Below are 25,399 nucleotides of genomic sequence, written 5' to 3'. Positions count from 1 at the left end.
CTTCAATAACATTTCAATAAAACGAGTTCTTTGTTCACGATTTCATCTCAAAATTCGTTTTTGGCTAAGAACTCGCTATAATTGCCGTGCTTTATTCAATTTGTTTATTTCCCATGCCCTTAAATGACAATTTTATCTATATGCCACCACAAGATCCGCTTGAGATCATGTATGAAGATGAAGACTTGGTGGTGGTGAATAAGCCTGCTGGTTTATTGTCGGTGATGGGGCGCTTGCCAGAACATCAAGATAGTGCCTATTTGCGTGTGTTAGACCAGCATCCAACTGCAAAAGTGACGCATCGTTTAGATATGGCAACGTCGGGGTTGTTGATGTTCGCAAAGCATAGAGATGCTGAAGTTGCGATTAGCAAAATGTTCCAAGCACGAACGGTTAAAAAATATTATGTGGCACTTGTACAAGGACAGATTGAGCAAAAAGGCAGTGTGGAAGTGCCCTTGATTACAGATTGGGAAAATCGACCACGTCAGATGGTGCATTTTGAATTAGGTAAACACGCTAAAACCTTATTTCAACGGATGCAATATGATGCTGAAACCGATCAAAGCCGAGTGCGTTTAGAGCCTGTAACGGGGCGATCTCATCAGCTTCGTGTGCATATGATGCACATTGGTCATCCGATTATGGGAGATAAGTTGTATCATCCTGAACCAGCCCAATTTGATTTAAAACGTATGGCACTACATGCAGCTTATCTTGCATTTAAGCACCCTTTGAAAATGCATGCACTTGAAATTCATTCAGAAGTTACATTTTAATAAAAACAATCTATGAAAAAACATAGGTCTTTGATCCAATAGCGATAATTGATAAGATTGGCAGAGTAATCACAAACTGAATGAGAGGCAGTTTGATACGATGTAGGCTTAAATTGTGCGTGAATTTTGGTCTAAATAATCTCGAGGTGTCTAAAAATTGACATAAAAATAGGTTAATCTATAGCCAATAATGAAGTCAAAACATAACAAAGGATATTGATATGACTCGCGACTACGAGCAATTTCCAGAAAATGATAATGGCAATGTCTTATGGCAGATGGTTGAAGATGGCAATGACTTGAGTGAGCCGCACGAGGTCGAATTTTCAATTGTGTTTGAGAAACAAGAACAAGTTGAAAAATGTGCCTTGCACCTGTTACATCAAGAGCAAAAAATTTCGCTGTATCAAGAAGAACTACATTCTGATGGGTCAGACATGTGGGTACTCAATATCCATATCAATATGATGCTTGCGTATGAAGATATTGCCGATTTGGAAGAGTGGATGACGCGTATTGCACAAGAATTTGATGGTGAATACGATGGTTGGGGTTGTATGAGCTATATTTATGATGATGAAGCTGAATAACTTTAATATTGAACCTTCAGCCTGTACTAAGCAGGCTGAAGGCTGTTGGATTAGAATTTAAACTGTGCTGAAACTGAAGCATTGATCGGTTCGCCAGGTTGAATCCATAGATCACTATAACTAGAAAGATAATAGGTTTTATCCAACAGATTATTGAGATTGAACTGATAGCGTAAGCGATCTGAAAGGGCGTAATACGCATTTAAATTGACCAAAGTATAGCTCGGCAAATTAAAACCATTGTCTAAATTATGTCCACTACGTTGCCCAACATAACTGATGTTTGCGCCTACACCTGCTTTCGTTGAGCCTTGTTGTAAAAACTCATAATTGCTCGTCATCGAAGCTTGGTGCTGAGGAATATTACTAAGTCGAGACCCCTTGGCTAAGTCTTGGTCTTTTTCAATCTTGGCATCGGTATAGCTATAATTGGCATTGAATGACCATTGATCATTGAACTGACGATTAAAATCGAACTCGATGCCTTGACTACTCACTTCTCCTGCAGCCGTTTGAAAATTTGCATCAATTGGGTCTGTGGTAAGGACATTCTGTTTTTGCATTTTAAATAATGCAACACTGGCTAAACTCTGGTCATCGATTTGATATTTACTCCCGATCTCATAGCTTCGTCCTTTTTCAGGGGCAAAATTTTCTCCATTACGGTTCATACCACTATTCATGGCAAATGAATGACCATAGTTTGTATAAAATGCCCATTGATCTGATACTTTGAAATTAATCCCAACACGTGGACTGGCTTGGTGCAAGGTTTGACTATGCTGAGCTTGAGTTCGATGATTTTCAAAATTCTGCTCAACCTGATCGAAACGTGAACCGAGCAACACACTCCATTGATCATTGAAAAAGATCTGATCTTGCAGATTGAGGGCGAAATAGCGTTGGCGTTCATCTGTATCCGTAAAGGGGGCGAGACTTGGAAGATATTGCGCATAAATCGAATGGTAAATGTTGATGGTATTTGGATTGCTTACGCTGTGATTACGACGTTGTTGGTACTGGCGATAATCCAGTTGCCCAATTTCACTGGACACTAAAAGCTCATGCCTTGCCCATGAATGTTCTAATTTGCCTAGTAGTTCAGTTTGCAACAGTAGGTCTTCACTTTGATAATTACGATAGCGACGCTGACGCTCTAACGTTTGTCCATCGGCTTGTATACGGCGTGGTTCGGTAGAGAAGCCAACCAGTTGCGCGTCTTTATAACTGAGCGCGCTGTTTAGTGTCCACGTATCATTGAAGGTGTGATTTAGACGAAATTGATAGAAATGATCTTTCACTCGCATGTCACCATCATTTGGTTCACCTGTGAATGTTTTGGGGTTCATCACAAATTTTTTCTGAAAGGTGCTGACACCACGATCAAAAGTACCCAGTTGTTGAGTCAATTCACTATCAAAATCAAGTTGAGTTTGATCTGAAATTTTCCATGTCAGTTGGGGTGAAAAAAACCAGCGTTCACTACTCACATTTTCTCGAAAGCTTTGGTTGTCCTCATGGGCGATGGCGAAACGGTAAGCAAGTTCATCATTGATGGGAGCGGTGTGTTCGATACTGATGCGGTATTTTTCAAGGCTGTTTGCACGTAAATTCACTTCATTTTCGCTTTGCCATTGTGGTTTTTTGCTATTCAGATTGAGTAATCCCCCTGTTTCTCCACGACCGTATAGAGCTGCCATTGGGCCTTTTAAGAAATCAAGGGATTCGATATTGACCATATCTTTAGGTGCGCTAATGCCACGATTGACACTTAAACCATTGCGGATCATGGCTGCTCCCCAATTGGGATCTGTGCTAAATCCTCGTACTGAGTAGTTATCCCAAAAACCTCCACCTAAGCTATTTTGGTGAAAGACCCCACTGACCAGTGTTAATGCATCATCAATCCGTTGTACATCCTGTTGTTCGAGTTGCTGTTTCGACAGGAATGAACGGCTAAAGGGGACATCGACTACATCATGAGAGAACTTCGTGGTTGCAGGACTTGTTTCATGACTGGGTTGTGTCGTATCTGCTTGAATATGGATGGTAGCAAGTACAGCGGTTTTATCTTCTGCCCACGCCGCAGTGGAAATAAAACCAAGCCCCAAACATGAGCATAATCCGAGTTTGTATTGCATAAATGATCAGCCAAATAAAGACAAAATAGATTTAATGTAATAGTATAACATTACATTAATTTGTTTATTTTTACTATGCGAGTCGAAAAAAATACGCAACGTTTACAGTCGATAGATGCATTACGTGGTTTGGTTATTCTGATTATGTTGCTCGATCATGTGAGGGAAACCTTTTATCTGCATAAGCAGGTCAGTGACCCGATGGACATCGTCATGACCGAACCTGCATTGTTTGGAAGTCGCTTATTGGCACATCTTTGTGCACCGGTTTTTGTGCTGCTAACGGGTATTTCAGCATTTTTGTTTTATTCAAAGACGCAAAGCGTGCAGCAAACGCGAACTTTTTTATTCAAACGTGGTTTATTTCTGATTGGGCTTGAGCTGACGTTGGTTAATTTTGCTTGGACTGCAACTTTTCCACCTGAGGTCATTTATTTGCAAGTCATTTGGGCAATTGGCGTGAGCATGTTGGCTTTGGCAGCATGTATTAGCCTGCCTTTACCGATAATTGTGCTGAGTGCATGTGCAATTATTTTTGGGCATAACTTACTGGACTCGGTTCATTTTGCCGAAGGAAGTTGGATGCAGACACTTTGGCTGATCTTACATGAACGTGGTTGGATGGAGTTTGCTGGGATCAAATTGCGAAGTTCTTATCCTGTTTTACCGTGGATCGGTGTGATTTTGTTAGGTTTTGCTTTGGGACATTTTTTCAGTCAAAAATATACGGCAAAACAAAGAAATACCTACTTGGTTTCAATGGGTATGTTCAGTATTGGTTTGTTTGTTGTACTACGTTTGATCAATATCTATGGTGATCAGCCTTGGCAGCACTTTGACACATTCTCATTAAGTCTCATGAGCTTTTTTAATTTGACCAAATACCCACCTTCATTGCTTTTTATTTTATGGAATGTTGGTGTTGGGCTGATTATTTTGGTGCTGTTTGAGCGTTGGCAGCAACAACGATGGTTTAGACCACTGGTTGTATTTGGTTCTGTGCCAATGTTCTTTTATCTCTTGCATTTATATGTCTTGAAACTGCTGTATGTGCTTGCAGTGAGTATCTGGGGTCTCAATCATGGACACTATTTTTCTGTCGACCATGTGTGGATGATGTGGCTGATGAGTATTGCACTGTCTTTTACACTTTATCCTGTAGTGCAATCGTTCTCAAATTTTAAGCATCAAAATAAACAGATTTCGATCTTAAAATATTTTTAGCTCTTCTGACTTTAGCTCTAAAGTACGTTCTGAACCGTGCGTACTTTATTTGCTAACATCGAGGTATAAGCCTTCTTTGACTTCCTCCATCACCACATAGCTATGTGACGAGGCCGAAGCAGGCAGCTTTTTCAGTAGATCCCCCAATAAACGTCGATAAGCACTCATTTCTTTTAGTCTGGCTTTGACTAAATAATCAAACTCACCTGAGATCAGATGACATTCCAAAACTTCGGGAATATCAACAAGGTCACGTGCAACTTGATCAAAAACATCACCAGATTTGGCTGAAAGTTTAATTTCTAAAAATACCAAAAGACTGCGGTCAACATGGGCAGGATTGAGTCGCGCGTAATAACCCATAATGATCCCTTCACGCTCTAAGCGTTTAACACGTTCTGAACACGGGGTGGTGGACAAATTGACACGTAAAGCCAGCTCACTAATCGCAATCCGACCTTCACGTTGCAGAATATCTAAAATCAGGCGATCAATACGGTCTAATTTACGCATAGATTATTCCCTTCTATTTTAATTTTTTCACGACGAAAACATGAAATTACCTAGATTATAAGCCTAAAAATAGTGAAAAAAACTATTGATGCAAAAATATACTAGTTAAATAAACTAGTGTGCGTGAGGGATTGTTATGCGCGTCATCGTCTTAGGAAGTGGTGTTATTGGTGTAGCAAGTGCTTATTACCTTGCACAGCAAGGTGCTCAAGTGACTGTGCTTGATCGTCAATCGGGTCCTGCCAAGGAAACCAGCTTTGGTAATGCAGGGCAAATTTCCCCAGGATATTCGACACCGTGGGCAGCGCCAGGAATTCCTTTTAAAGCAGTTAAATGGATGTTTCAACATCATGCACCACTAGCCATTAATATTGACGGCAGTATGTGGCAGTTACAGTGGATGGCTCAAATGCTGAAAAACTGTAATCCACAAAGCTATGCAGTGAACAAAGAGCGCATGATGCGTGTTGCGGAATATAGCCGTGACTGTCTGCGTGATCTAAGAACAAAAACTGGCATTAATTACGAAAATCGTTCTAGAGGTACGTTGCAAGTATTCCGTAATGACGCTCAGCTAGAGGCGGTGCAACGTGATATTCAAGTACTCAAAGAATGTGGTGTGGATTTCGATTTACTTAATGCACAAGAGTTAGCACGTGTAGAACCTGCTTTAGCACATACCGATAAATTAGTGGGTGGTTTACATTTGCCAAATGATGAGACAGGTGATTGTTATTTATTCACCAATGCTTTGGCAAAACTGGCACAAGATTTGGGTGTGGAGTTTAAGTTTGATCAGAATGTTGAAAACTTAATTGTTGAAGGCGATGAAATCAAAGGCGTCATGGTCAATGGTGCTGTATTGACCTCTGACCGTTTTGTTCTTGCTTTTGGTAGTTATTCTCGTGACTTCCTCAAACCATTGGCGCTCAATTTGCCTGTATATCCAGTGAAGGGCTATTCATTAACAATTCCAATTGTTGATCCTGCACTTGCACCACAATCCACCGTTTTAGATGAAACTTACAAAGTTGCGATTACACGTTTTGATCAACGTATTCGTGTTGGTGGTATGGCGGAATTGAGTGGTTTTAATCTGGGCTTGAATGAAGACCGTCGTGCCACTTTAGAAATGGTGACTCAAGATTTATTCCCCGGTGGTGATTTACAGCAAGCTTCGTTCTGGACGGGCTTACGTCCAATGACACCTGATAGTACCCCGATTATCGGTGCGACTCAGTATAAGAATTTATTCTTGAATACTGGACATGGCACTTTAGGTTGGACGATGGCATGCGGTTCAGGAAAATTAATTAGTGATCTGGTGATGAATCATCGCCCAGATATTAGTACGGATGGTTTGTCCATTCAGCGCTATTCACACGCAGCATAATTACAGCGTACAAGGAAGTTTATTATGCCTCGCCCAATTATTGCGGTCATCCATACTCAGGCTTTGCGTCAAAACCTCGAGATTGTGAGAGCTAGTGTTCCAGATAGCAAGGTGTTTGCTGTAGTCAAAGCCAATGCTTACGGACATGGTATTGAACGTGTTTATAAATCATTTAAAACAGCAGATGGTTTTGCTTTACTGGATATTGAAGAAGCAAAACGACTACGAGCACTCGGTTGGGCAGGGCCTATTCTATTGCTCGAAGGGATTTTCTCTCCTCAAGATTTATTTGATTGTGTCCAGTATCAACTCAGTTTTACCATTCATAATGAGCAACAAGTTGAATGGGTGCAGCAGCACATTTACCCCGCACAGTTTGATATTTTCTTAAAAATGAACAGTGGTATGAACCGATTAGGTTTCAAGCCACAACAATACCGAAAAATCTGGCAGCATCTGCAACGACTTAATCATGTTGCTAAAATCACGCATATGACGCATTTCTCTGATGCAGATGGGGAGCGTTTTGATCAAGCTGGCGTGGACTATCAACTCACAGAATTTGAAAGCACCATTCAAGATTTACCTGGGGAAAGATCGGTGAGCAATAGTGCTGCCATCCTCAGATATTCATCTCAATTACACTCCGATTATGTCCGTGGCGGCATCATGCTGTATGGAAGCTCTCCCGATTATCCTCAGCATAATATCCAAGATTGGGGGCTTGCCCCGACCATGAGTTTGCGAAGTGAACTGATTGCAATCCAACAGTTAAATGCCAATGAAAGTGTGGGCTATGGCTCGAATTTTGTCGCTGCGCATGCGATGACCATTGGCATTGTTGCGTGTGGCTATGCAGATGGTTATCAGCGTATTTCTCCTACAGGCACCCCTGTTTTAGTCAATGGAATTCGTACTCGAACTATTGGACGAGTCAGTATGGATATGTTGGCAGTTTATTTAACGCCAGTACCGAATGCTGAGATTGGCAGTGAAGTTGTACTTTGGGGAACCTCCAAAACAGGACAAATTCTATCCATTGATGATGTTGCAGCAGCCTCAGGCACAGTTGGCTATGAACTCATGTGTGGTGTAACTGCACGAGTTCCATTTATCACTCAAGACTAAGGAAGTCATCATGTCACATTCAGATATCCAGAAAATCAATAGCACCGAAGTGATGAGTGCTGTCACCGTCTTTAATCAAGTGGTGTATTTATCAGGACAAGTCCCTAAAAACCCCGATTTAGATATTGAGGGGCAAACGAAAGATATTCTTGCAACGATTGAACAATTACTTGCTTTAGCAAATAGTGATAAATCGCGATTACTTTCGGTTCAGCTTTTTCTCAAAGACCTTGCTGATTTTCCAAAGGTTAATGCGATTTATGTGGATTGGTTAAAAGGCAGTGTTGCACCATCGCGTGCCACCATTCAAGCTGATTTGGTCAATCCAAAATGGCTGATTGAAATTGCAGTGATTGCAGCACAAAAATAAAGCGATCAGCTTTATTTTTGTTTAAACATGATTAAAAACAAGAAAAGTAACGTATTTGCAATCACTCAAACGGTTTCAGATATGTATTTTCGAGTAATCAAAATGAATTCGTTCTTTAAAAAAGACCGCGAGATAAGCGCATAAATTAGCGACGGATTCATTTTAGGAAGTAGTAAAAAGGAACTTTTATTATGACGGTGATTCAAAATCAGTCAGAAGGCGAACAAGCGCCTCAAGACTTACAACGAAAACTTTCCAATCGCCATTTGCAATTGATTGCTATTGGTGGCGCGATTGGGACTGGACTGTTCATGGGTTCAGGCAAAACCATCTCCCTTGCAGGTCCATCAATCCTGTTTATTTACATGATTATTGGTGGCATGTTCTTTTTCCTGATGCGTGCATTAGGAGAGTTATTACTTGCAAACTTACAGTACAAATCATTCGTTGATATGGCGCATGATCTAATTGGTCCATGGGCAGGTTATTACTTGGGTTGGACCTATTGGCTCGGTTGGGTTTTGGTCGGGATAGCAGACTTGGCTGCGGTGATTAACTATCTGGGCTTTTGGCTGCCCGAAGGTATGACCTTTACACCAGTCGGACAAGCGATGATTAGTGCAGGCTGCGTATTATTCGTTTTGGCATTGAATTTACTTACCGTCAAATTGTTTGGTGAAGTCGAGTTTTGGTTTGCTTTAATTAAGATTTTAGCAATTATGGGATTAATTGCGGTGGGTGGTTATATGATTTTCAGTCATTTTACCGCACCGCATGGCACAGTTGCCTCATTCAGCAATATTTGGTCGCATGGGGGCATGTTCCCGAAAGGTGTCGATGGTTTCTTGGCAGGTTTCCAAATTGCAGTTTTTGCCTTTGTTGGTATCGAGTTGATTGGAACGACTGCTGCTGAAACTAAAGATCCACATAAGAACTTACCCAAAGCAATTAATGCGATTCCCATTCGTATCATCCTATTCTATGTATTGGCGTTGTTGGTCGTGATGTCTGTGACGCCATGGGATCATATTCGTGCGGATAAAAGTCCGTTTGTTGAATTATTCTTAAATGCAGGAATTGTCACCTCTGCAATTATCATGAATCTTGTGGTGTTATCGTCAGTGATGTCATCCATGAATAGTGGTGTGTTCTCGACCAGTCGGATGCTGTTTGGTTTATCTAAAGATGGTCAGGCGCCTAATGCTTTTGGTCGCTTATCAAAAAGTGCTGTTCCAGCCAATGGTTTAATCTTCTCTTGTGTATTCATCATGGGAGGCGCGGTACTACAATACTTTGTACCAAACACGATTGAAGCATTTACCTTAGCAAGCTCTTTATGCGTGATTCTATTTATCAGTGTATGGAGTCTGATTATGGTGTGCTATATCCGCTATCGTAAGTTACGCCCAGAATTACATGCTCAATCGACCTTTAAAATGCCGGGTGGGGTATTCATGTCTTACGTCGTGATCGCCTTCCTGATGTTTACTTTAGTGATTTTGGCCCTTGAACCCGATACATTGAAAGCCTTGTATGTCAGTCCCGTTTGGATTGTGATTTTAAGTGTGACCTATCGTGTGCTGTATAAACCAAGAATGCGCCGATTACAGGAAAAGTCTGCTGCTTAGTTTGAGATGTTGGCTTAAATAACAACATAGGTGTTTCTATGCAAATGGAAACACCTTTTTTATTGATGAGATGATGTATTAAAGAAATCTCGGCAAGAAAAAAGCCCTAATCTTTCGACTAGGGCTTTTTAAATTTGGAGCGGGAAACGAGACTCGAACTCGCGACCCCAACCTTGGAAATAGTCACCGAGATTTACTCCATTAAATCACCTCAATTATAAGCATATGATTTAATTAGTAGTATATGTTTTGGCGGAGTAAAATTTTTAGCAATTTAGATCATTTAATGTGGTTTTGTCACTTTATTTTAGACATTTTAGTTTGTAAAAGTCACCTATGTTTTGATGCTGATTTTCATGAGAAATAATAACAATATATAACTTAATATAATGAATCTTGATCCTCATGAAAATTTTTTATATTCAATTCAATAAATGAATATTATGTGCAATCCTATTTTGGATCATCTGGAGAGTCTCTGTTTGAATTTGTCCAGGTAATAGATCATGAGCGATATTGCTGAATCGGATTGCAACCTTACAAATCGAGCCAATAATTTCATCGACTTCTTGGGCAGAAAGTTCCGCTTCCTGAGTACCAAGTTTTACAAGAGCTTGTCGAGGAATATCCAGTGCCTCACCCATGATATCCATTTGATGATATCCACCTGGCCCTTCACAGAAAGTAACATCATAGGCAGGGGAGAGTTTCCATTGCCCATTTTGGGACATCAGAAATGAAAAGTTTTTGCAATGATCATCTCGATTATTGAAGACTACATTGAAAACAGCTCGCTTGAATGCAATTGCTTTTTCGCGAACATCATTGGTGCAAAAGTGTGTAGCGCGAAGAAAATTACTGTAGTCTAAACTCCCTGGTGATTTAAAATCAGCTCCGGTGAAGGCCGCTAAACTTTGCATAGGGATACGCATGCCATCGTGGCGGTCAAATCTTTTTGATGCAAATGCGGTTAATCCATTCGGAAGAGTAAAATATTGAGTATCAGGGGTGTCAATATGACAATGACGCAAACATTCTGCATAAACAGCTTCAATTGCACAAACTTCAGGATGCTCTTGCTGAGCGGGAAATTTGATCAACCATGCTTCATGTTGATGTGAGCTAACTGTTGAGAATTCGTTGGTAACAGGATCACGGTAGACGAGCGCTTTTGGCCTTGCACCTTGTGGAGATCCACCCATAATTAATAAATGCTGTAAAAATTCTGCACCTTCTCCTTTGAGAACTTCCTGAACTTCTTGAGCGAGTTTAATCAGTGGAATATTTTCAGTTAATGCTAACTCAGGTGCTGAAGGTTCAAAGGATAATGCCCCCATTGCATGTGTATTAATATACGTGAGTCGTTCTAATGGCCCAATCCGTGCTGGATTGAGTCCATTTTTTTTAAATAAGCGATCCATAAGAAGCATGCCCCAACCATCGGGCAAGGCATCATATATAGGACCTGGCAATCCCATTTGATGTGTAGGAAAGTTCGTTCTTAATGAGTCACCTTTTAATGGAAGTAGGTAAGAGGAAAGTTCTAAACCTTTACTGATCGCTTCTGCACTGTATTCAAAGGCGATTAATGGCCGACCTGTGATTGCGGTTGAGGAGACCAGTGTACCCCAAAGCCAATATTCACCCCATCCATTGTAGTAAACATTAAGTTTTTTGAGCATGGACTTATTTCCTTTTGATACGTTGGCGAGCCGTATTGCTCTCATAGCGGAGAATGTCATTTACACTGTTTAAATGAGGTTTGAAGAGTTCCTCTAATTCTTTTAATCGGCCCAATACCATGGCAACGCGTACTAAATTTTCAAATGAAACATTTCGACCAGCTTCCAGATTAGATACTGTATTCACACTAATACCAGCACGTGTAGCGACGTCTGCCTGAGTCATTTCCAGATAAAGTCGTTCTTTGCGAAGCCTTTCACATAATAAAGTAACAACCTCTTCAGGTTTTTTGAATTTTAAATCCATAATATTGTGTCTTATGTTTATATATATGTATTAAACCACAAAATAATGGAGTTATGAACTGTGCTCGTTGATCGGTAATGAGGTGCTTTATGGGCTGATTAGATCCTATTAGATTAAAGAAGTCTAATTAGATATTTAAAATCTAACAGAGCCTAACAACTTGCTTTAAGCTCAATCAGTTTCGCCTGTTGTCGCGAAGAACCTGTATTTGCTATCAGGTTAATCTGGAATATCTGGCACAAGTGGTTTGGAGCAACGAGGTTGATGGGCAGGGCTCTGCCTTTGCTGATACCTTAGGCAGCTTAGAAGTATCTACGCCAGCCAATAGAAAAAACATCAAAGTTCACTACCAGATAGCGAGTTATAATTTACATTTGGGTAAGTTGGGGGATGCTTCAAATTATAAATCTTTGTGCAATAAAGCCCTACTGTTCTGAAATGACAGCTTTGTCCGTTATAATTGTATAAATATTTTTAGTCTCTAGTAATTATGTCCTCATTGATCAATTTTCTATCTCGCTTTAGTACTGCAACTACTCAGCGTAGTCTTAGCTATGCTAAACACATTGATAGGGAAACGATTGAGTTCTTTGAGGAAAAAGATTGTGTCACCATGTATGCCCAAATTGAAGGGACAGATTATTATGATACTGCGATTACCTATAATCCCCAAAAAGACCGTTTAATCGATGACGACTGCACTTGTCCGGTTGGATATAACTGTAAACATGCTGCTGCTTTAGCGCGGTTATTCTTTCAGGAATATCGCCAGGAATTTCAGCAGCGTTATGCTGACTCTCAATCCCCACAGGGAATCGCAAAACGCCAATCGGGGGGTGATCAGGCGCAGCGTTGGTTGAATGATTTTAAACGGTATTTACAACAGACTGAACCTGAGCAATCTGTCAAAACAAACAATTATTTAATTTACCTGCTAGATCAGTCTGTCAGCTTAAAGAAATTGACAGTTGATGTTCAGAAGGCCAGACGCAATAAAAACGGCTCAATTGCAGGGGAAAGTTATTATACCCAATATGAAAATATCACCAGAAAGCATCTGACTTTACCTGAACAAAAACGACAATTATTTAACCAGATTTATTATTGCGCCAAAATAAACAGCGACGATCGCTTTTATCAAAGCAATCTTGATATCTCCGGCATTTTATTGGAGCATTTCAAATCTTTTATTCAAAGTGGCGATGTGTACTGGAAAAAAAAGAGCCATGCTGCACTTCAATGGTCAGAACAAGGCTATCACATCGAACTGATCTGGCAACAAGGTGTAGACAAACAGACAGAGCATTTAAACATTGAATTGGTTAATGGTGATATTCGACTCGATTTAAAATCAAATCCACATATTCAGATTCTCGCGAGCCATCCACCATGTTATGTGGATATTCAACAGAACACGGTGGGCCAGTTATATGGTGAATATACGGCAAATCTTCTGTACCATTTTTTACAGATGCCTGATCTTCCAACTATGCTCTTGCCAGAGTTTGAGAGACTGACTCATCAATATTCAGATGTGAAAAATCTGCCTCAACCCGAGTCTATTCAGCATATTGATGTCATTAAGGGTAGTCCCCAGCCAATTTTACGCTTCGGTGTTTTAGATAAATTTGATTGGAAATGGGAAGAGTCTGTTTGTGCTGAAATTGAATTCTCCTATGCAGGTGGGCGAATTAAAGCAGGTACATCAGGTGACAGTTTTATTGGTGAACAGCATGGTAAAATGGTGCGACAGCTTCGGGACTTAGTTCAGGAACAACAGTCAATCCAGCGTTTACAGCTATTGGTCGAATCACTGAAGTGGGTGAAAGATTTTAGTTATGACCAGCAATTAAAATTGGATAAACAACGTCTTGATTCTATGGTTTTTGCTTTCTATGGAGACTGGATCAAACAGCTGATGCCCATCAATCAAATTGAGCTGATGGGCTGGCAGATAGAGCATCTGGAGAACAGCCCTTTTAATGTGCAATATGTTGAAAATTTAAATATTTCTATCACTGAATCTGAAGGTCAGCAGGACTGGTTCAATATCGGTGCGACGGTTCAAGACAGTGCAGGCAATTCTTATAATTTGCTTGATGCGCTCGTAGCTTTGGTGCGAGTAAATCCTGATTTACTTGATCCGCGGACTTTTATTCATCTGCATGACAGTCAAATTTTCACCGTGAAAACTGCAGTTGATCAACCTGATTTGGCCTTATCCGTTAGGGATATTAAGCCGGTATTGTTGCATCTGCAGAGCATTTTACAGCAAGAAGAGCGCAGTATTGATCGCTATGATGCGAGTCAATTATTAGAATTGCAGCATAATCTTGGGATGACATGGCAGGTCAGTGATCGTCTGCAACAATTTGTACAGAAATTCAAACAAGGCTATCAGCAACAACTGCCGACACCACAAGGTTTTCAGGGGGAATTGCGTCCATACCAGCAGCAGGGTTTAGGCTGGTTACAGTTTTTAAGGGAAACCCAGCATGGTGGGATTCTGGCAGATGATATGGGCTTGGGGAAAACAGCACAAACTTTAGCCCATTTACTCATGGAAAAACAGGCTGGATATTTGCATGACAGTCCTGCCCTAATTGTTGCACCCACATCGCTGATGCATAACTGGTTCAAAGAAGCAGAGAAATTTACCCCTGAACTCAAGGTGTTGCTGCTACAGGGGGCCGACCGCCATCAGTATTTTGAGCAGATTCCGCACTATGACATTGTGTTAACCACTTATCCGCTTCTGGCGAGAGATGAAGAACAACTAAAGCAATATGAATATCATCAACTCATTTTGGATGAGGCGCAGAATATCAAAAATCCGCGTGCCAAAGCTGCACAGGTAGTAAGGCAATTAAAAGCACGACATCGTTTGTGTCTAACAGGTACCCCGATGGAAAATCATTTGGGTGAGCTGTGGGCACTATTTTATTTCCTGATGCCAGGATTCTTATATTCACAAGAAATTTTTAATAAAAAATACCGTCATCCGATTGAAAAACGCGGTGATCAGCAGTTAAGACAAAAGCTGGTCAACCGGATTAAGCCCTTCATTTTACGTCGCTTGAAAACTGACGTAGTCAAAGAGTTGCCAGAAAAAACCACGATTGAAGTCAATATTGATATGAATGACCAGCAATCTAAGTTATATGAGGCTGTTCGCGCCACGATGCAGGCAAGCATTCAGAAAATTGTGGCAGAAAAAGGCTTTAAACGTAGTCAAATTCAAATTTTAGATGCCTTACTGAAGCTACGTCAGGTGTGCTGCCATCCTAGCTTACTAAAGCTGGATTCAGTGAAAACCGCGCAGGCACATTCTGCCAAACTTGAACAGTTGATGGATATGGTCGTTCCAATGGTGGAAGAGGGGCGAAAAATTCTTATCTTCTCTCAGTTTACCTCAATGTTGGAACTGATTGAGCAACAGCTCCATCATGTAGAAATTGGCTATGTGAAGCTGACTGGGCAGACCAAAAAGCGAGATGAAGTCATTACAGCATTTCAGTCTGGACAAGTGTCGGTATTTTTAATCAGTCTGAAAGCAGGAGGGGTCGGTCTGAATCTAACTGCCGCAGATACAGTCATTCACTATGATCCATGGTGGAACCCTGCTGCTGAAGATCAAGCTTCAGATCGTGCATGGCGAATTGGACAGGACAAGTCGGTATTTGTGTATAAGCTGATTACCAATAAAAGCATAGAAGAAAAAATTCTTGCCTTACAGCAAAATAAAGCAAAACTGGCACACTCTATTCTAAGTACAGATCATGAAGGCGAAGTGAAACTGACGGAAAATGACGTGATGAACTTGTTTGAAAAATTTTAGTCTTGTTACTGGTTGCCCTAATCATCTGTAAGTATCAGAAAGTCTGGATGAAATTTTTCCCAATGTGCTCTTAATTTTTCTTTATGAGCGGAAGTTATAGGTAAGTCTAGTAATAGCGCTGGCCATAATGGTCGAGCATTATCCATAATATCGTGAAGTTGCTTCTCGATGATACGCCATGGAACGCCTACTTTTTCTGCCCATTGCTTAAAATGCTTTATCTCAGCTAGATACCAATCTTTATTTTTGGCAAGATTTAATGCGAAATGATGCTCATTTTCAATATATACACTAGTCATTAATATATCGTATGCGGGTGATAATCTTGGTGCACTTTTATCTTAATAAATTATATTCCAGTTCTTTAAATGTGCATCTCCATTGGCGAGTAAAATATTTATGAGTAAACGGCTAGCAAATTACTGAATATCAATAATTTTTTATCTGAAAATTGATAAATGATCTTTCCTATCTGCTCATAATTTGTGGTGCTATATTTCTGATGTGGATATGCGCTGAAGATCTGAGCAAAATCTTCGATGTGAATAAGCTCTGTAGTATCAGCAGTACTCTCTCTATCAAATCTTTTGATTGCGAAAGCATATTGCTCTTGGGGTAAATTTAATGGTGGAAGGTCTTGTAAAATTGCCATATCCACTAAGCGAATCTCAGGGACATCTATTCCGACCGTTTTGGCAAGGGGCATCATAGAATATTCATTTAGCGCAACAAAAGCATGTCTGGAAGAAGGAGTTTTGATAATCCAGTCCCCGAGTAGAGTCGTTTCCGTTGCCACATTGTTTGTTGTGAGCTGAACTGCTCGTATTTGATATGAAGTTTGCGCCATTGGCGACGATATTCAGGTTAATGTTTCTTACGCTTCCGTTCGCCTTCACCTAAAAATTTTAACCCTGTAGAGTCGACGAGTACGTGTAACCCATCACGACTTTTCTGATAGCTTATCGCAATATCAATATGCTGTTGTCGTCTACAGAGGGTGGAGTAATCTGGTGCTGTCCAATTCAAACCACAGCGTTTAATCAGGCTTTGAGCAAAGCCAGTGACCATACGTAAAGAAAGATGGAATAGAGATTTGATCATTAAACAGCATTGAATCGCTGTATCGGAATAAGTTTGATTTCGTCCATGCTTGCCTTGTGGCTGTGCATACCATTGGTCTTAGGATCAAACCAGATTGAAATATTTCCTCGCTTGATTAAAGCTTGGTTATACGAGGACCAATTGGTTGTACGGTAGATTTTAGGTGCAGACTTCTTCATCTAGAAATTATATTGTTGATGAAGACTTCAAGAATAGCTTTGTGCAACAAAGCCACGTACTTGTATAAAAAACACGTTATCTAAAAATTCTTAGGGCTTCTTATAAAGCTAAAATATATAGGTTTTAGAAAAAATATTATTAATAATCAAAAAGAAAAAACCCTAATCTTTCGATTAGGGTTTTTTTGAATCTGGAGCGGGAAAGGAGACTCGAACTCCCGACCCCAACCTTGGCAAGGTTATGCTCTACCAACTGAGCTATTCCCGCTTATTGAGCAGTTTTTACTAAAACTTACACTAAAAAATTTGAGCGGGAAAGGAGACTCGAACTCCCGACCCCAACCTTGGCAAGGTTATGCTCTACCAACTGAGCTATTCCCGCATGCCGTGTATAATACATTATGCAAAAATAGGGTCAATAATTTTATGCAAAGAAAATGATTAATTGCATAAAATAAAAGCATTTCTGCGCTTTTAAAAAGCGGAAAGGCAAAATTTTGTACAAAATTTTCTCTAGAGGTCGGGTCATGTATACTAATGGGCTATCTCAATCTGACCTTAATAGAGTGACTGATGAACTTAGAACAACAGTTGATTGAACGTTTGCAAACTTTAACACCTACCCATCTTGAGGTTATCAATGAGTCGGCAGGGCATGGTGGTTATTTTCCTGGTAAAGAATCACACTTTAAAGTGATTGTGGTGAGTGATGAATTTCAGGGCTTACGTTTGGTACAGCGTCATCAAAAAATCTATGCTGTTGCGACTGAGTTAATGAATCCTGGGAAAATCCATGCTTTAGCGATTCATGCTTATGTGGCAAGTGAATGGCAAGGGCAAGCGCCAGCCAGTCCTGAATGCGCGCATGCACCTAAAAGTTAAGGATTGATCATGGACGCACATTTAGTCACCAAAATTATTCATATGTCCGCAGTGAGCTTGTTGATCATTGCTTTTGTTCTTCGTGCAGCGAGTTTATTTATCGGTGTACAAAATCAACAACCCAATCCAAAAGGTTTTAAAGGTCTCGTCGGTTTACAACATTTGTCGCTGACCCTGATTATTTTGACAGGGGCTATTTTAGTCGTGATGAAGAACTTTGACGTAGCACCTTGGTTTTATGCCAAAGTGATTTTGTTTTTTGTCTTGTGGTCATCTTTGATCAAAACCTATAAAAAAGACAGCAGTGTGTTATTGCAACAGCGCCGTGCTGGTTTGTTGATCGGTACAGTGGCATTAGTTGGTATTATTGGCTTAGTCATCATTAAACCTGTTTTTGCGTAATTGTTTGACATTGTTTTAGTAATTGTTTTGGCACTAAGTTAAACTGCGTGCAGTTTACAAAAATCTTGTAGAGGGAAATCATGTTAACTCGTGTGGTGTTTAACCAAAAAGGTGGTGTAGGGAAATCAAGTATTACAGTCAACTTAGCTGCAATTAGTGCTAAGCAAGGTTTAAGAACTTTGGTGATTGATCTTGATCCACAAGCAAATTCAAGCCAGTACCTTTTAGGTGAAGATGCAACATATTCTGCTGACAAAGCAGCATTAGAGCCAAACATTGAAAATTTCTTTGATGATATTTTAGGCAGCACGCAGCAGAAGGGATTAATTAGCAATGCCATCGGCTCGATCCTAAAAGCACCACGAGGCAAAGGTTTAGAGAGTTATGTTCATCGGACATCTTTTGAAAATCTAGATGTGATTCCTGCCAGCCCAAGCCTTGGCGCGCTAGAACATGCTTTAGAAAGCAAACATAAAATCTATAAATTGCGTGATTCGATTCAGTCACTCAGTGCGCGTTATGATCGTATTTTCATTGATACACCGCCCGCATTTAATTTCTTTACCTTGTCGGCATTAATTTCCGCAGATCGTGTCTTGATTCCATTTGACTGTGATGTGTTTTCGAAACGTGCGTTACAAACTTTGATTGAAAATGTACTCGAAACCCAAGATGATCATAATGATCGCTTAGAGATTGAGGGAATCGTCGTGAATCAATTCCAATCTCAGGCAAAATTACCGCGTGAAGTGGTTCAACAATTAAAAGATGAAGGTTTACCTGTTTTAGCAAGCATGTTACCGCCATCCGTGTTGATGAAAGAATCACATCAAAAGAATTTACCCTTGATTCACTTGGCATCAGAACATAAGTTGACCTTAGCTTACGTCACTTTATTTGGTGAGATTGAATCAAAAAAATAAGAGAATCTTATGAAACGCTTATATTGGATGCCTGTGTTAGCACTCAGTATGTTATTAGGTGCTTGCGCATCAACGGTTAAGCCGTCTTATGTTTCACCAACTCAGTACCAAGCTTTAAACTGCCAACAGTTGCAAGCTGAATATAATCGTATTCAACAATACATCGATAATGGTGTGCAGACACCTAAGCGTACTGGGGTGGGTGTCGGTGTTGGGCTTGGTGGTGGTTGGGCAAGAGGCGGTGGCTGGGGAATTTCACCAACAATCTCATTAAATATGGGGCAGTCAATGAATACCAAGAACACCGAGCTCGCTAACTTATTAGGTCAGCAGGATGCAATTGTACAAGCCGCACAGTTCAAAGGTTGTGCAATTGTGGTCAAGCCACGTTTAAAGTCATAAGTTGAAATTTATTTATCACTGTAATTTATTACAGTGATAAATAACTAAATTTTAGCAAAATGTTTCAATATAAAAATATATAAAACAATATCTTAGTAATCTTTATATTCATTTCTTTAATTTTTATAGCCTAATTTTCTCCCCTAAATTTGTTTTTTTGCTTCAAATTCGTTTAAGGTGGCGACCTACATAGTGGTTCGGTATCTTTATGATTGACAGTTGGTTTTTTGTTTTGGCGATGTTGGCGGTGTTACTTATTCCAGGTCCAACCAATGCATTGCTCGCCAGTGCAACTCATCAACAAGGGGCTTTTAAGACGATAATCTTCATTCCAATTGAATGGTTGGGATATGTATATGGCATAAGTTTGTGGGCATTATTTATTCATCTTTTTGAGCCGATTTGGCCAGCCATTGATGTAATTTTGCATACAGGCAGTTTGGTTTATGTACTTTGGATGGCATTTCATCTTTGGAAAAGTGCGCATTTGCAAAAATATGATCAACGCCATCAGAAGATACGTAAGACAAAATTATTTAGCGCGACTTTAAAAAATCCAAAAACAGTGCTTTTAGCGGCAGGTATTTTTCCTGTTGAAACGTGGACTTCGGTTGAAAATGCAGTGCTAGTTTTTGCGATTTTTAGTGTGATCTTAATCCCTGTAAGTGTTTTTTGGATGTACTTCGGACGAGCACTTCTGGTTGGGAGTTTTAATGGAATTACAGCCGACCATTTATATAAAGGGTCGGCAATGTTATTACTGATCTGTATGTTGCCAATGATTTTTCGATTATTTTAATTTATTGAGCTTTACGCTCATTTAGTTTTTGCCGAACAAAACCAATAACGCCCGGCAAGATACTGATGATAATAATGCCAAAAATTAAATAGGTGAAATTATCTTTAACGATTGGCATATTACCAAAGATATAACCTAACGTAATAAATGATGCGATCCAACAAAAAGCACCAATTACGTTATAGGTGAGGAAAAATTTATAATTCATACTGCCTGCACCTGCGACAAATGGTGCAAAGGTACGTGCAAACGGAACAAAGCGGGCAAAAATAATAGTTTTACCGCCATGACGTTGGAAGAACTGCTGTGTTTTGAGTAAATGTTGTTGATTGATAAATCGTGAATTCATTTCGAATACACGCGGGCCGATATAACGCCCAATGTGGTAATTTACGGTATCACCTAATACTGCGGCAATAAATAATAAAATACCGAGCACCCACGGATCCATCGCACCAGTTGATGCTGCTAGTGCACCCGCAGCAAATAATAAGCTATCTCCAGGTAAAAAAGGCATCACTACGAGGCCTGTTTCAACAAAGATAATTAAAAATAAAATGGCATAAATCCATACGCCATAATTGGTAATAAATTCTAAAAGGTGTTCATCAACGTGCAGAATAAAATCAATAAGTTCCATGAAGCTGTTAACAGTATAAATTTGAGCTAAATCCTAGCAGTGCAACTATAGAATGTCAGTATAAAAACCAATTTAATTGGTAACATTCATTGAGTAGCGACATGATTAATTTTGATCTGGAATAACAATGTTTGTTGCAAATATAGAACGATGCATTAACTAATATAATGTTTATTGCAAAATAAAACACACATAAACTGTTTCTATATTAAAAAACAACTAGTGTGGAATCAATTATGTTTAATCCAAATGTTATCTTAAAAAATATCGTAACGCAGTCAGGTGTAGAAAATATCGTTACGCTTGTTGCACGGATCCTAATGGCCTATATTTTTATTATTGCAGGATGGGGCAAGCTCAGCGCTTATGGCGCTACAGCGGGTTATATGGAATCGATGGGTGTGCCTGCGGCATTGTTACCAGTAACTATTTTGGTTGAGTTTGGTGGTGGACTTGCGCTGTTATTTGGTTTTCAAGCCCGTTTAGCTGCATTTGGTTTAGGTATCTTTAGCATTATTACCGCATTCATTTTCCACGGTGCAGATGATCAAATGCAACAAATCAACTTTATGAAAAACTTAGCTATGTCTGGTGGTTTATTTTATTTAATGTTGCATGGTGCTGGTCGTTTGAGCTTAGATCATGTGATTGAGAAATAATGAGCCATTTAAAACAATCCCCACGTCAATGAGTGGGGATCGGTTTTTATACAGATAAAGTTAATGCTTAATTACAAAAAGAAGCTGAAGCAACGGCTTATCTCTGTTTAGATAATAATAAAGACAAGAACTGGAGGAAGTATCCAATAAAACAAATCTTGATGCCTTGTGGAATAGCGATTTTAATTGGCTTATCAACATCAACTTGGGCAGGTAAAGATGATCATGTGCTTGTGCAAGAAGCAGCAAAAAATGTGATAACGGTGAATCAGATTGCTCAACTGGCTGATGAAACGGGTGTTACTTTAACGGGTCAAATTACGAAACATTTAAGAAGTGATCATTACGAATTTAAAGATCGGAGTGGCACGATTGGCATCGAAATTGATGATGATATTTGGCGTAAAGCAGGCTTGAAAGTGGGTGATCATGTTCGGCTAGTGGGAGAGGTGGATACCCACCGCTATAAACCCACTGATATTGAAGTGATCAAAATTGAAAAGTAGATGCACTAGTCATAAAAAAACAAGGAAGCTGAAGCTTCCTTGTTTGATTTTGATGGTATTGCTTTAGAGCATAAAGTGAATTTGCATTTCCCCAACAAGGAAACCTAGTACTGCGCCAACAATGATCAATGACCATTCATCTTCTTTAAATGCAGGGCGGAGCATGCCTTCAAATTCTTCAGGACTTAATTTTTGCATTCGTTCGACTAAGGTCGTGCGAACATCCATGGCATCTTCGGCATAAGACTCTACATAGCGCATCGTTTCTGGGAGTTGTTTTAAAATACGCTCAGCAACTTCTGCTTTTAAGTTCTGATATTTTTCACCACCAATCGCATAAACAACCAATGGACGAACAATGCCTGCCTGTAAATCAATTTCTTGTTTGACATGGCGGCTGACGAGTTCGATCACTTTATCTGAATTGGTTCCAGAAAAAAGTTCTTCCATCATATTGCGTGATGTAAGCAGTTGCTTGGAAATTAAGGCTGCATAATCGGCTGCAACTTCATTTTGACGTTTGATGAATAAACCTTGCCACGTATAACCCAATACCTTTTTGGGATACAGTGGTCTAAACATCATTTGTAAAGCCATCCAGTCACTGAAAAAGCCAACAAATCCACCAAACATTGGCAGCATCCAAGGATATTTTCCTTGAGTGACTACCCAACACAACATTTGCACCACACCAATAGCGAAGCCAAAGACAAAACCGACGTTACTAAAGAATTTAAACTCTTGTTTGCCAACTTTTTTGAAAATTTCGTTGAGAAGACGCTTATCTTTGAGGAGATTGCTAATCACCATGTGTTTGATGTCAAAGTATTTGATGACATCTTTTTGCACTTCGCCCATGATATGTTCAACAATCTCAGGGGCTTTGGCTTGAACTCGCTTAATTAATTTCTTTCGTGCGAACTCAGGCATACCTTCCCATAAACCCGGTTGATATTGTTGTGCAACTTCACGGGTAATGTCTTCAGCGGCAGCCATTAGTGGTTTTTCAATTTCTTGAGCAATCCTTTTCGGATCTAGTCTGGCAAAAATTTCTTGTGGCTGAATTAACTTTGAGGTCATTAACTCAACGGCTATGGTCGCCATTTTTTCAGCTTTGCGAGGGACGATGCCTTGCCATCCGATTGGAAGACCAAATAATCTTAGTCCCTTAAATTCAAGTGGTGCAAACATCATTTGAATGGCAATAACTTTGGTTACATAGCCAATAAAGCCACTAATAAACGGGATTGAAATATATAACCAGAAATTCTGTTGAAAATCCGCAATCATTTCTTGAAACATTATTTTATTGGTCCTTCAAGTCCTAATTGTTGCTCGTTATAGGGCAAGCCATAGATGATAGTGAAATATTTTACAATATTGACTGAGCCAATATCTTTTAGGCTTTTAGTTACCTTTTTATTTTCCTCTTTCCAAGGATAGTGCAGTCGCACAAAAAGGAAACGATGATGCCGACAGCATACCTTTCCGTGGTCATGCATCTTTTCGGCTCATCATCTTAGCACCAAATTTTATTTTTTGTTGATCAGAATCGCCAAGAAGAGTTGATTTAACACTCTTTTTAGGCATCATTTTATGAAATTTTAGTTTAAATATCAGTCATGATTGGTGATAAAAGTTAAAAAATAAGATAGATGATGAATTGCGATGCGCCAAAGCGTGAAAAATGTTAGAATATGGCGCTTAATTCATTTGCCTTTCTGATTAGCCATGACGACCAATACTCAAATTACTGAAGATCGCATCCTTATTCTGGATTTCGGCTCTCAATATAGCCAGCTGATTGCACGTCGTGTGCGTGAAGCAGGTGTCTACTCTGAAATGTATGCATACGATATGTCTGAAGAAGATATTCGTGCATTTAATCCGAATGGGATTATTTTGTCAGGTGGCCCTGAAAGCGTACATGAAGAAGGTAGTCCACGCGCACCGCAGTTGGTATTTGAATTAGGCGTACCTGTTTTAGGTATTTGCTATGGTTTACAAACCATGTCTGAACAGCTTGGTGGTAAAGTAGAACCAGGTACAGTACATGAATTTGGTTATGCTGCTGTTGATGTATTGGTTCGTGATCAATTGTTGGGTGATCTCAATGATGGTGACGACAAGCTTAATGTTTGGATGAGTCATGGCGATAAAGTCAGTGTGATTCCAGAAGGTTTCTCTGTTACTGCAAGTACACCAAGCTGTCCATTTGCTGCGGTAAGTGATGAAACACGCCGTTTCTATGGTGTTCAATTCCATCCTGAAGTGACACATACAGCGAAAGGTGCAGAGTTATTATCGAACTTTGTGCATGGGATTTGCGGATGTCGCAATCTTTGGAATTCTGAAAACATCATCGACTTACGTGTTGAGCAATTACGTGAGCAAATTGGTGATCAAAAAGTTTTGTTAGGTCTTTCAGGTGGTGTTGATTCTTCTGTTGTTGCTGCACTTTTACACCGTGCGATTGGCGATCAGTTGACTTGCGTATTTGTAGACAATGGTTTGCTTCGTTTAAACGAAGGTGAACAAGTGATGGACATGTTTGCAAAAAACATGGGCATCCGTGTGATTCGTGCTGATGCTGAACAGCGTTTCTTAACTGCGTTAGCGGGTGAAGTTGATCCTGAGAAGAAACGTAAAATTATTGGTCGTGAATTCATCGAAGTTTTTGCTGAAGAAGCACGTAAACTTGATGGCGTAAATTTCCTTGCTCAAGGTACGATTTACCCAGATGTGATCGAATCTGCTGCCACTAAAAATGGTAAAGCACATGTGATTAAATCACACCATAACGTCGGTGGTTTACCAGAAGATTTAGCTTTTGAATTGGTTGAGCCGATTCGCGATTTGTTTAAAGATGAAGTGCGTCGTTTAGGTACAACTTTAGGTTTACCACATGAAATGCTTTATCGTCATCCATTCCCAGGTCCAGGTTTGGGCGTGCGTATTTTGGGTGAAGTGAAAAAGGAATATGCTGATATTCTACGTCTTGCTGATGACATCTTTATGCAAGAGCTTCGTGCAAGCGGTTGGTATGATAAAACTGCGCAAGCATTTGCAGTATTCCAACCTGTAAAATCGGTGGGTGTTGTTGGTGATGGTCGCCGTTATGCATGGGTGATTGCGCTTCGTGCGGTTGAAACAGTTGACTTTATGACAGCACGTTTCGCTCATTTACCGTATGATTTAGTTGATAAAATCTCAACCCGTATCATGAATGAAATCAAAGATGTTTCACGTGTAGTTTATGACGTGTCATCTAAGCCGCCAGCTACGATTGAATGGGAGTAAAACTGGGGTTTCA

At 39.9% G+C, this 25,399-nt stretch carries 24 protein-coding genes, 2 tRNA genes and 2 pseudogenes; 17 read left to right on the top strand and 11 right to left on the bottom strand.

What is annotated here, in order from left to right; translation table 11 throughout:
• Positions 1 to 113 precede the first annotated feature (113 nt).
• Together ACN19N_RS15130 and ACN19N_RS15125 are read left to right on the top strand one after the other, a co-directional pair.
• The gene (locus ACN19N_RS15130; RefSeq protein ID WP_420001676.1) at positions 114 to 779 is read left to right on the top strand and encodes an RluA family pseudouridine synthase; all 666 of its coding nucleotides are present in this window, start codon (positions 114 to 116) and stop codon (positions 777 to 779) included.
• 221 nt (positions 780 to 1,000) lie between these two features.
• The gene (locus tag ACN19N_RS15125; RefSeq protein WP_269229135.1) at positions 1,001 to 1,369 is read left to right on the top strand and encodes a ribonuclease E inhibitor RraB; all 369 of its coding nucleotides are present in this window, start codon (positions 1,001 to 1,003) and stop codon (positions 1,367 to 1,369) included.
• A gap of 50 nt (positions 1,370 to 1,419) precedes the next feature.
• Here the strand turns inward: ACN19N_RS15125 and ACN19N_RS15120 are convergent, their stop codons facing one another.
• Complete coding sequence (locus ACN19N_RS15120) at positions 1,420 to 3,510, bottom strand: TonB-dependent receptor (RefSeq protein ID WP_420001675.1); 2,091 nt, start codon at positions 3,508 to 3,510, stop codon at positions 1,420 to 1,422.
• Between the two features lie 75 nt (positions 3,511 to 3,585).
• Here ACN19N_RS15120 and ACN19N_RS15115 point away from each other — a divergent pair, with 75 nt between their 5' ends.
• On the top strand, positions 3,586 to 4,734 hold the full coding sequence (locus ACN19N_RS15115) for a DUF1624 domain-containing protein (protein ID WP_420001674.1): 1,149 nt from the start codon (positions 3,586 to 3,588) through the stop codon (positions 4,732 to 4,734).
• Positions 4,735 to 4,779: 45 nt separating this feature from the next.
• Here the strand turns inward: ACN19N_RS15115 and ACN19N_RS15110 are convergent, their stop codons facing one another.
• Entirely contained in the window at positions 4,780 to 5,247 is a 468-nt protein-coding gene (locus ACN19N_RS15110) for an Lrp/AsnC ligand binding domain-containing protein (protein WP_269229132.1), read from the bottom strand.
• Between the two features lie 136 nt (positions 5,248 to 5,383).
• Between ACN19N_RS15110 and ACN19N_RS15105 the strand changes: the two genes are divergently transcribed.
• The 4 genes from ACN19N_RS15105 (at position 5,384) to ACN19N_RS15090 (ending at position 9,766) form a co-directional block, all read left to right on the top strand.
• On the top strand, positions 5,384 to 6,640 hold the full coding sequence (locus ACN19N_RS15105) for a D-amino acid dehydrogenase (RefSeq protein ID WP_420001673.1): 1,257 nt from the start codon (positions 5,384 to 5,386) through the stop codon (positions 6,638 to 6,640).
• Between the two features lie 24 nt (positions 6,641 to 6,664).
• Positions 6,665 to 7,768: an alanine racemase gene (alr, locus tag ACN19N_RS15100; RefSeq protein ID WP_420001672.1), complete on the top strand. Its 1,104-nt coding sequence runs from the start codon at positions 6,665 to 6,667 to the stop codon at positions 7,766 to 7,768.
• A 10-nt stretch (positions 7,769 to 7,778) separates the two neighbouring features.
• On the top strand, positions 7,779 to 8,138 hold the full coding sequence (locus ACN19N_RS15095) for a RidA family protein (RefSeq protein ID WP_420001671.1): 360 nt from the start codon (positions 7,779 to 7,781) through the stop codon (positions 8,136 to 8,138).
• 191 nt (positions 8,139 to 8,329) lie between these two features.
• On the top strand, positions 8,330 to 9,766 hold the full coding sequence (locus ACN19N_RS15090) for an amino acid permease (protein ID WP_269238849.1): 1,437 nt from the start codon (positions 8,330 to 8,332) through the stop codon (positions 9,764 to 9,766).
• Between the two features lie 422 nt (positions 9,767 to 10,188).
• Here the strand turns inward: ACN19N_RS15090 and ACN19N_RS15085 are convergent, their stop codons facing one another.
• On the bottom strand, positions 10,189 to 11,448 hold the full coding sequence (locus ACN19N_RS15085) for a type II toxin-antitoxin system HipA family toxin (RefSeq protein WP_420001670.1): 1,260 nt from the start codon (positions 11,446 to 11,448) through the stop codon (positions 10,189 to 10,191).
• 4 nt (positions 11,449 to 11,452) lie between these two features.
• Positions 11,453 to 11,755: a helix-turn-helix transcriptional regulator gene (locus tag ACN19N_RS15080; RefSeq protein WP_000364388.1), complete on the bottom strand. Its 303-nt coding sequence runs from the start codon at positions 11,753 to 11,755 to the stop codon at positions 11,453 to 11,455.
• A 200-nt stretch (positions 11,756 to 11,955) separates the two neighbouring features.
• Between ACN19N_RS15080 and ACN19N_RS15075 the strand changes: the two are divergent.
• Both ACN19N_RS15075 and ACN19N_RS15070 read left to right on the top strand, forming a co-directional pair.
• Positions 11,956 to 12,051 (top strand): annotated as a pseudogene (locus ACN19N_RS15075) (hypothetical protein); the annotation flags it as partial.
• A 194-nt stretch (positions 12,052 to 12,245) separates the two neighbouring features.
• Positions 12,246 to 15,593 (top strand): SNF2-related protein, encoded by a 3,348-nt coding sequence (locus ACN19N_RS15070; protein WP_420001669.1) that lies wholly within the window; start codon positions 12,246 to 12,248, stop codon positions 15,591 to 15,593.
• A 17-nt stretch (positions 15,594 to 15,610) separates the two neighbouring features.
• Here ACN19N_RS15070 and ACN19N_RS15065 read toward each other — a convergent pair whose 3' ends face one another.
• The 5 genes and pseudogenes from ACN19N_RS15065 to ACN19N_RS15045 all read right to left on the bottom strand — a co-directional run bounded on the left by ACN19N_RS15065 (position 15,611) and on the right by ACN19N_RS15045 (position 17,255).
• Entirely contained in the window at positions 15,611 to 15,892 is a 282-nt protein-coding gene (locus tag ACN19N_RS15065; RefSeq protein WP_269229125.1) for a hypothetical protein, read from the bottom strand.
• A 98-nt stretch (positions 15,893 to 15,990) separates the two neighbouring features.
• A complete protein-coding gene (locus tag ACN19N_RS15060; RefSeq protein ID WP_420002404.1) occupies positions 15,991 to 16,353 on the bottom strand; it encodes a HipA domain-containing protein in 363 nt (120 codons plus the stop codon).
• A pseudogene (locus tag ACN19N_RS15055) lies at positions 16,342 to 16,873 on the bottom strand (IS5 family transposase); the annotation flags it as partial. The gene ACN19N_RS15060 and the pseudogene ACN19N_RS15055, both read right to left, overlap by 12 nt.
• Positions 16,874 to 17,065: 192 nt before the next feature.
• Positions 17,066 to 17,141, bottom strand: a tRNA-Gly gene (locus ACN19N_RS15050).
• 41 nt (positions 17,142 to 17,182) lie between these two features.
• Positions 17,183 to 17,255, bottom strand: a tRNA-Gly gene (locus tag ACN19N_RS15045).
• 191 nt (positions 17,256 to 17,446) lie between these two features.
• Between ACN19N_RS15045 and ACN19N_RS15040 the strand changes: the two genes are divergently transcribed.
• The 5 genes from ACN19N_RS15040 (at position 17,447) to ACN19N_RS15020 (ending at position 20,281) form a co-directional block, all read left to right on the top strand.
• On the top strand, positions 17,447 to 17,755 hold the full coding sequence (locus ACN19N_RS15040; protein ID WP_269238852.1) for a BolA family protein: 309 nt from the start codon (positions 17,447 to 17,449) through the stop codon (positions 17,753 to 17,755).
• A 9-nt stretch (positions 17,756 to 17,764) separates the two neighbouring features.
• Positions 17,765 to 18,157, top strand: coding sequence for a SirB2 family protein (locus ACN19N_RS15035; RefSeq protein ID WP_269238853.1), 393 nt, complete (start codon positions 17,765 to 17,767; stop codon positions 18,155 to 18,157).
• 80 nt (positions 18,158 to 18,237) lie between these two features.
• Entirely contained in the window at positions 18,238 to 19,080 is an 843-nt protein-coding gene (locus tag ACN19N_RS15030) for a ParA family protein (RefSeq protein ID WP_269229123.1), read from the top strand.
• 9 nt (positions 19,081 to 19,089) lie between these two features.
• On the top strand, positions 19,090 to 19,482 hold the full coding sequence (locus ACN19N_RS15025; protein WP_420001668.1) for a hypothetical protein: 393 nt from the start codon (positions 19,090 to 19,092) through the stop codon (positions 19,480 to 19,482).
• Between the two features lie 208 nt (positions 19,483 to 19,690).
• A complete protein-coding gene (locus ACN19N_RS15020) occupies positions 19,691 to 20,281 on the top strand; it encodes a threonine transporter RhtB (protein ID WP_420001667.1) in 591 nt (196 codons plus the stop codon).
• A gap of 1 nt (position 20,282) precedes the next feature.
• Here ACN19N_RS15020 and ACN19N_RS15015 read toward each other — a convergent pair whose 3' ends face one another.
• Positions 20,283 to 20,921 (bottom strand): DedA family protein, encoded by a 639-nt coding sequence (locus tag ACN19N_RS15015; protein WP_004665252.1) that lies wholly within the window; start codon positions 20,919 to 20,921, stop codon positions 20,283 to 20,285.
• Positions 20,922 to 21,157: 236 nt separating this feature from the next.
• On the opposite strand from ACN19N_RS15015, the gene ACN19N_RS15010 reads away from it, so the two are divergent.
• A complete protein-coding gene (locus tag ACN19N_RS15010; RefSeq protein ID WP_269229120.1) occupies positions 21,158 to 21,580 on the top strand; it encodes a DoxX family protein in 423 nt (140 codons plus the stop codon).
• 161 nt (positions 21,581 to 21,741) lie between these two features.
• Complete coding sequence (locus ACN19N_RS15005) at positions 21,742 to 22,086, top strand: NirD/YgiW/YdeI family stress tolerance protein (protein WP_420001666.1); 345 nt, start codon at positions 21,742 to 21,744, stop codon at positions 22,084 to 22,086.
• A gap of 63 nt (positions 22,087 to 22,149) precedes the next feature.
• Here ACN19N_RS15005 and ACN19N_RS15000 read toward each other — a convergent pair whose 3' ends face one another.
• Positions 22,150 to 23,376 (bottom strand): DUF445 family protein, encoded by a 1,227-nt coding sequence (locus tag ACN19N_RS15000; protein ID WP_269230486.1) that lies wholly within the window; start codon positions 23,374 to 23,376, stop codon positions 22,150 to 22,152.
• 441 nt (positions 23,377 to 23,817) lie between these two features.
• Between ACN19N_RS15000 and guaA the strand changes: the two genes are divergently transcribed.
• Positions 23,818 to 25,386 (top strand): glutamine-hydrolyzing GMP synthase, encoded by a 1,569-nt coding sequence (gene guaA, locus ACN19N_RS14995; protein ID WP_420001665.1) that lies wholly within the window; start codon positions 23,818 to 23,820, stop codon positions 25,384 to 25,386.
• Positions 25,387 to 25,399: the final 13 nt, after the last annotated feature.

The organism is Acinetobacter sp. LF10 (assembly GCF_048585715.1).
Classification (GTDB): Bacteria; Pseudomonadota; Gammaproteobacteria; order Pseudomonadales; family Moraxellaceae; genus Acinetobacter.
The sequence above is the reverse complement of the archived record's forward strand: the minus strand, read 5'-3'. Positions and strand labels throughout refer to the sequence as shown.

Excerpts from the sequence above, each read along its gene's own strand:
- ACN19N_RS15010 (WP_269229120.1), top strand. The coding sequence starts at position 21,158 with ATGTTTAATCCAAATGTTATCTTAAAAAATATCGTAACGCAGTCAGGT.
- ACN19N_RS15095 (WP_420001671.1), top strand. The coding sequence starts at position 7,779 with ATGTCACATTCAGATATCCAGAAAATCAATAGCACCGAAGTGATGAGT.
- ACN19N_RS15070 (WP_420001669.1), top strand. The coding sequence starts at position 12,246 with ATGTCCTCATTGATCAATTTTCTATCTCGCTTTAGTACTGCAACTACT.
- ACN19N_RS15030 (WP_269229123.1), top strand. The coding sequence starts at position 18,238 with ATGTTAACTCGTGTGGTGTTTAACCAAAAAGGTGGTGTAGGGAAATCA.
- ACN19N_RS15065 (WP_269229125.1), bottom strand. The coding sequence starts at position 15,892 with ATGACTAGTGTATATATTGAAAATGAGCATCATTTCGCATTAAATCTT.
- ACN19N_RS15105 (WP_420001673.1), top strand. The coding sequence starts at position 5,384 with ATGCGCGTCATCGTCTTAGGAAGTGGTGTTATTGGTGTAGCAAGTGCT.
- ACN19N_RS15035 (WP_269238853.1), top strand. The coding sequence starts at position 17,765 with ATGGACGCACATTTAGTCACCAAAATTATTCATATGTCCGCAGTGAGC.
- ACN19N_RS15005 (WP_420001666.1), top strand. The coding sequence starts at position 21,742 with ATGCCTTGTGGAATAGCGATTTTAATTGGCTTATCAACATCAACTTGG.
- ACN19N_RS15040 (WP_269238852.1), top strand. The coding sequence starts at position 17,447 with ATGAACTTAGAACAACAGTTGATTGAACGTTTGCAAACTTTAACACCT.
- alr (WP_420001672.1), top strand. The coding sequence starts at position 6,665 with ATGCCTCGCCCAATTATTGCGGTCATCCATACTCAGGCTTTGCGTCAA.
- ACN19N_RS15025 (WP_420001668.1), top strand. The coding sequence starts at position 19,090 with ATGAAACGCTTATATTGGATGCCTGTGTTAGCACTCAGTATGTTATTA.
- ACN19N_RS15125 (WP_269229135.1), top strand. The coding sequence starts at position 1,001 with ATGACTCGCGACTACGAGCAATTTCCAGAAAATGATAATGGCAATGTC.
- ACN19N_RS15120 (WP_420001675.1), bottom strand. The coding sequence starts at position 3,510 with ATGCAATACAAACTCGGATTATGCTCATGTTTGGGGCTTGGTTTTATT.
- ACN19N_RS15130 (WP_420001676.1), top strand. The coding sequence starts at position 114 with ATGCCCTTAAATGACAATTTTATCTATATGCCACCACAAGATCCGCTT.
- ACN19N_RS15085 (WP_420001670.1), bottom strand. The coding sequence starts at position 11,448 with ATGCTCAAAAAACTTAATGTTTACTACAATGGATGGGGTGAATATTGG.
- ACN19N_RS15110 (WP_269229132.1), bottom strand. The coding sequence starts at position 5,247 with ATGCGTAAATTAGACCGTATTGATCGCCTGATTTTAGATATTCTGCAA.
- guaA (WP_420001665.1), top strand. The coding sequence starts at position 23,818 with ATGACGACCAATACTCAAATTACTGAAGATCGCATCCTTATTCTGGAT.
- ACN19N_RS15090 (WP_269238849.1), top strand. The coding sequence starts at position 8,330 with ATGACGGTGATTCAAAATCAGTCAGAAGGCGAACAAGCGCCTCAAGAC.
- ACN19N_RS15020 (WP_420001667.1), top strand. The coding sequence starts at position 19,691 with ATGATTGACAGTTGGTTTTTTGTTTTGGCGATGTTGGCGGTGTTACTT.
- ACN19N_RS15000 (WP_269230486.1), bottom strand. The coding sequence starts at position 23,376 with ATGATTGCGGATTTTCAACAGAATTTCTGGTTATATATTTCAATCCCG.
- ACN19N_RS15115 (WP_420001674.1), top strand. The coding sequence starts at position 3,586 with ATGCGAGTCGAAAAAAATACGCAACGTTTACAGTCGATAGATGCATTA.
- ACN19N_RS15080 (WP_000364388.1), bottom strand. The coding sequence starts at position 11,755 with ATGGATTTAAAATTCAAAAAACCTGAAGAGGTTGTTACTTTATTATGT.
- ACN19N_RS15015 (WP_004665252.1), bottom strand. The coding sequence starts at position 20,921 with ATGGAACTTATTGATTTTATTCTGCACGTTGATGAACACCTTTTAGAA.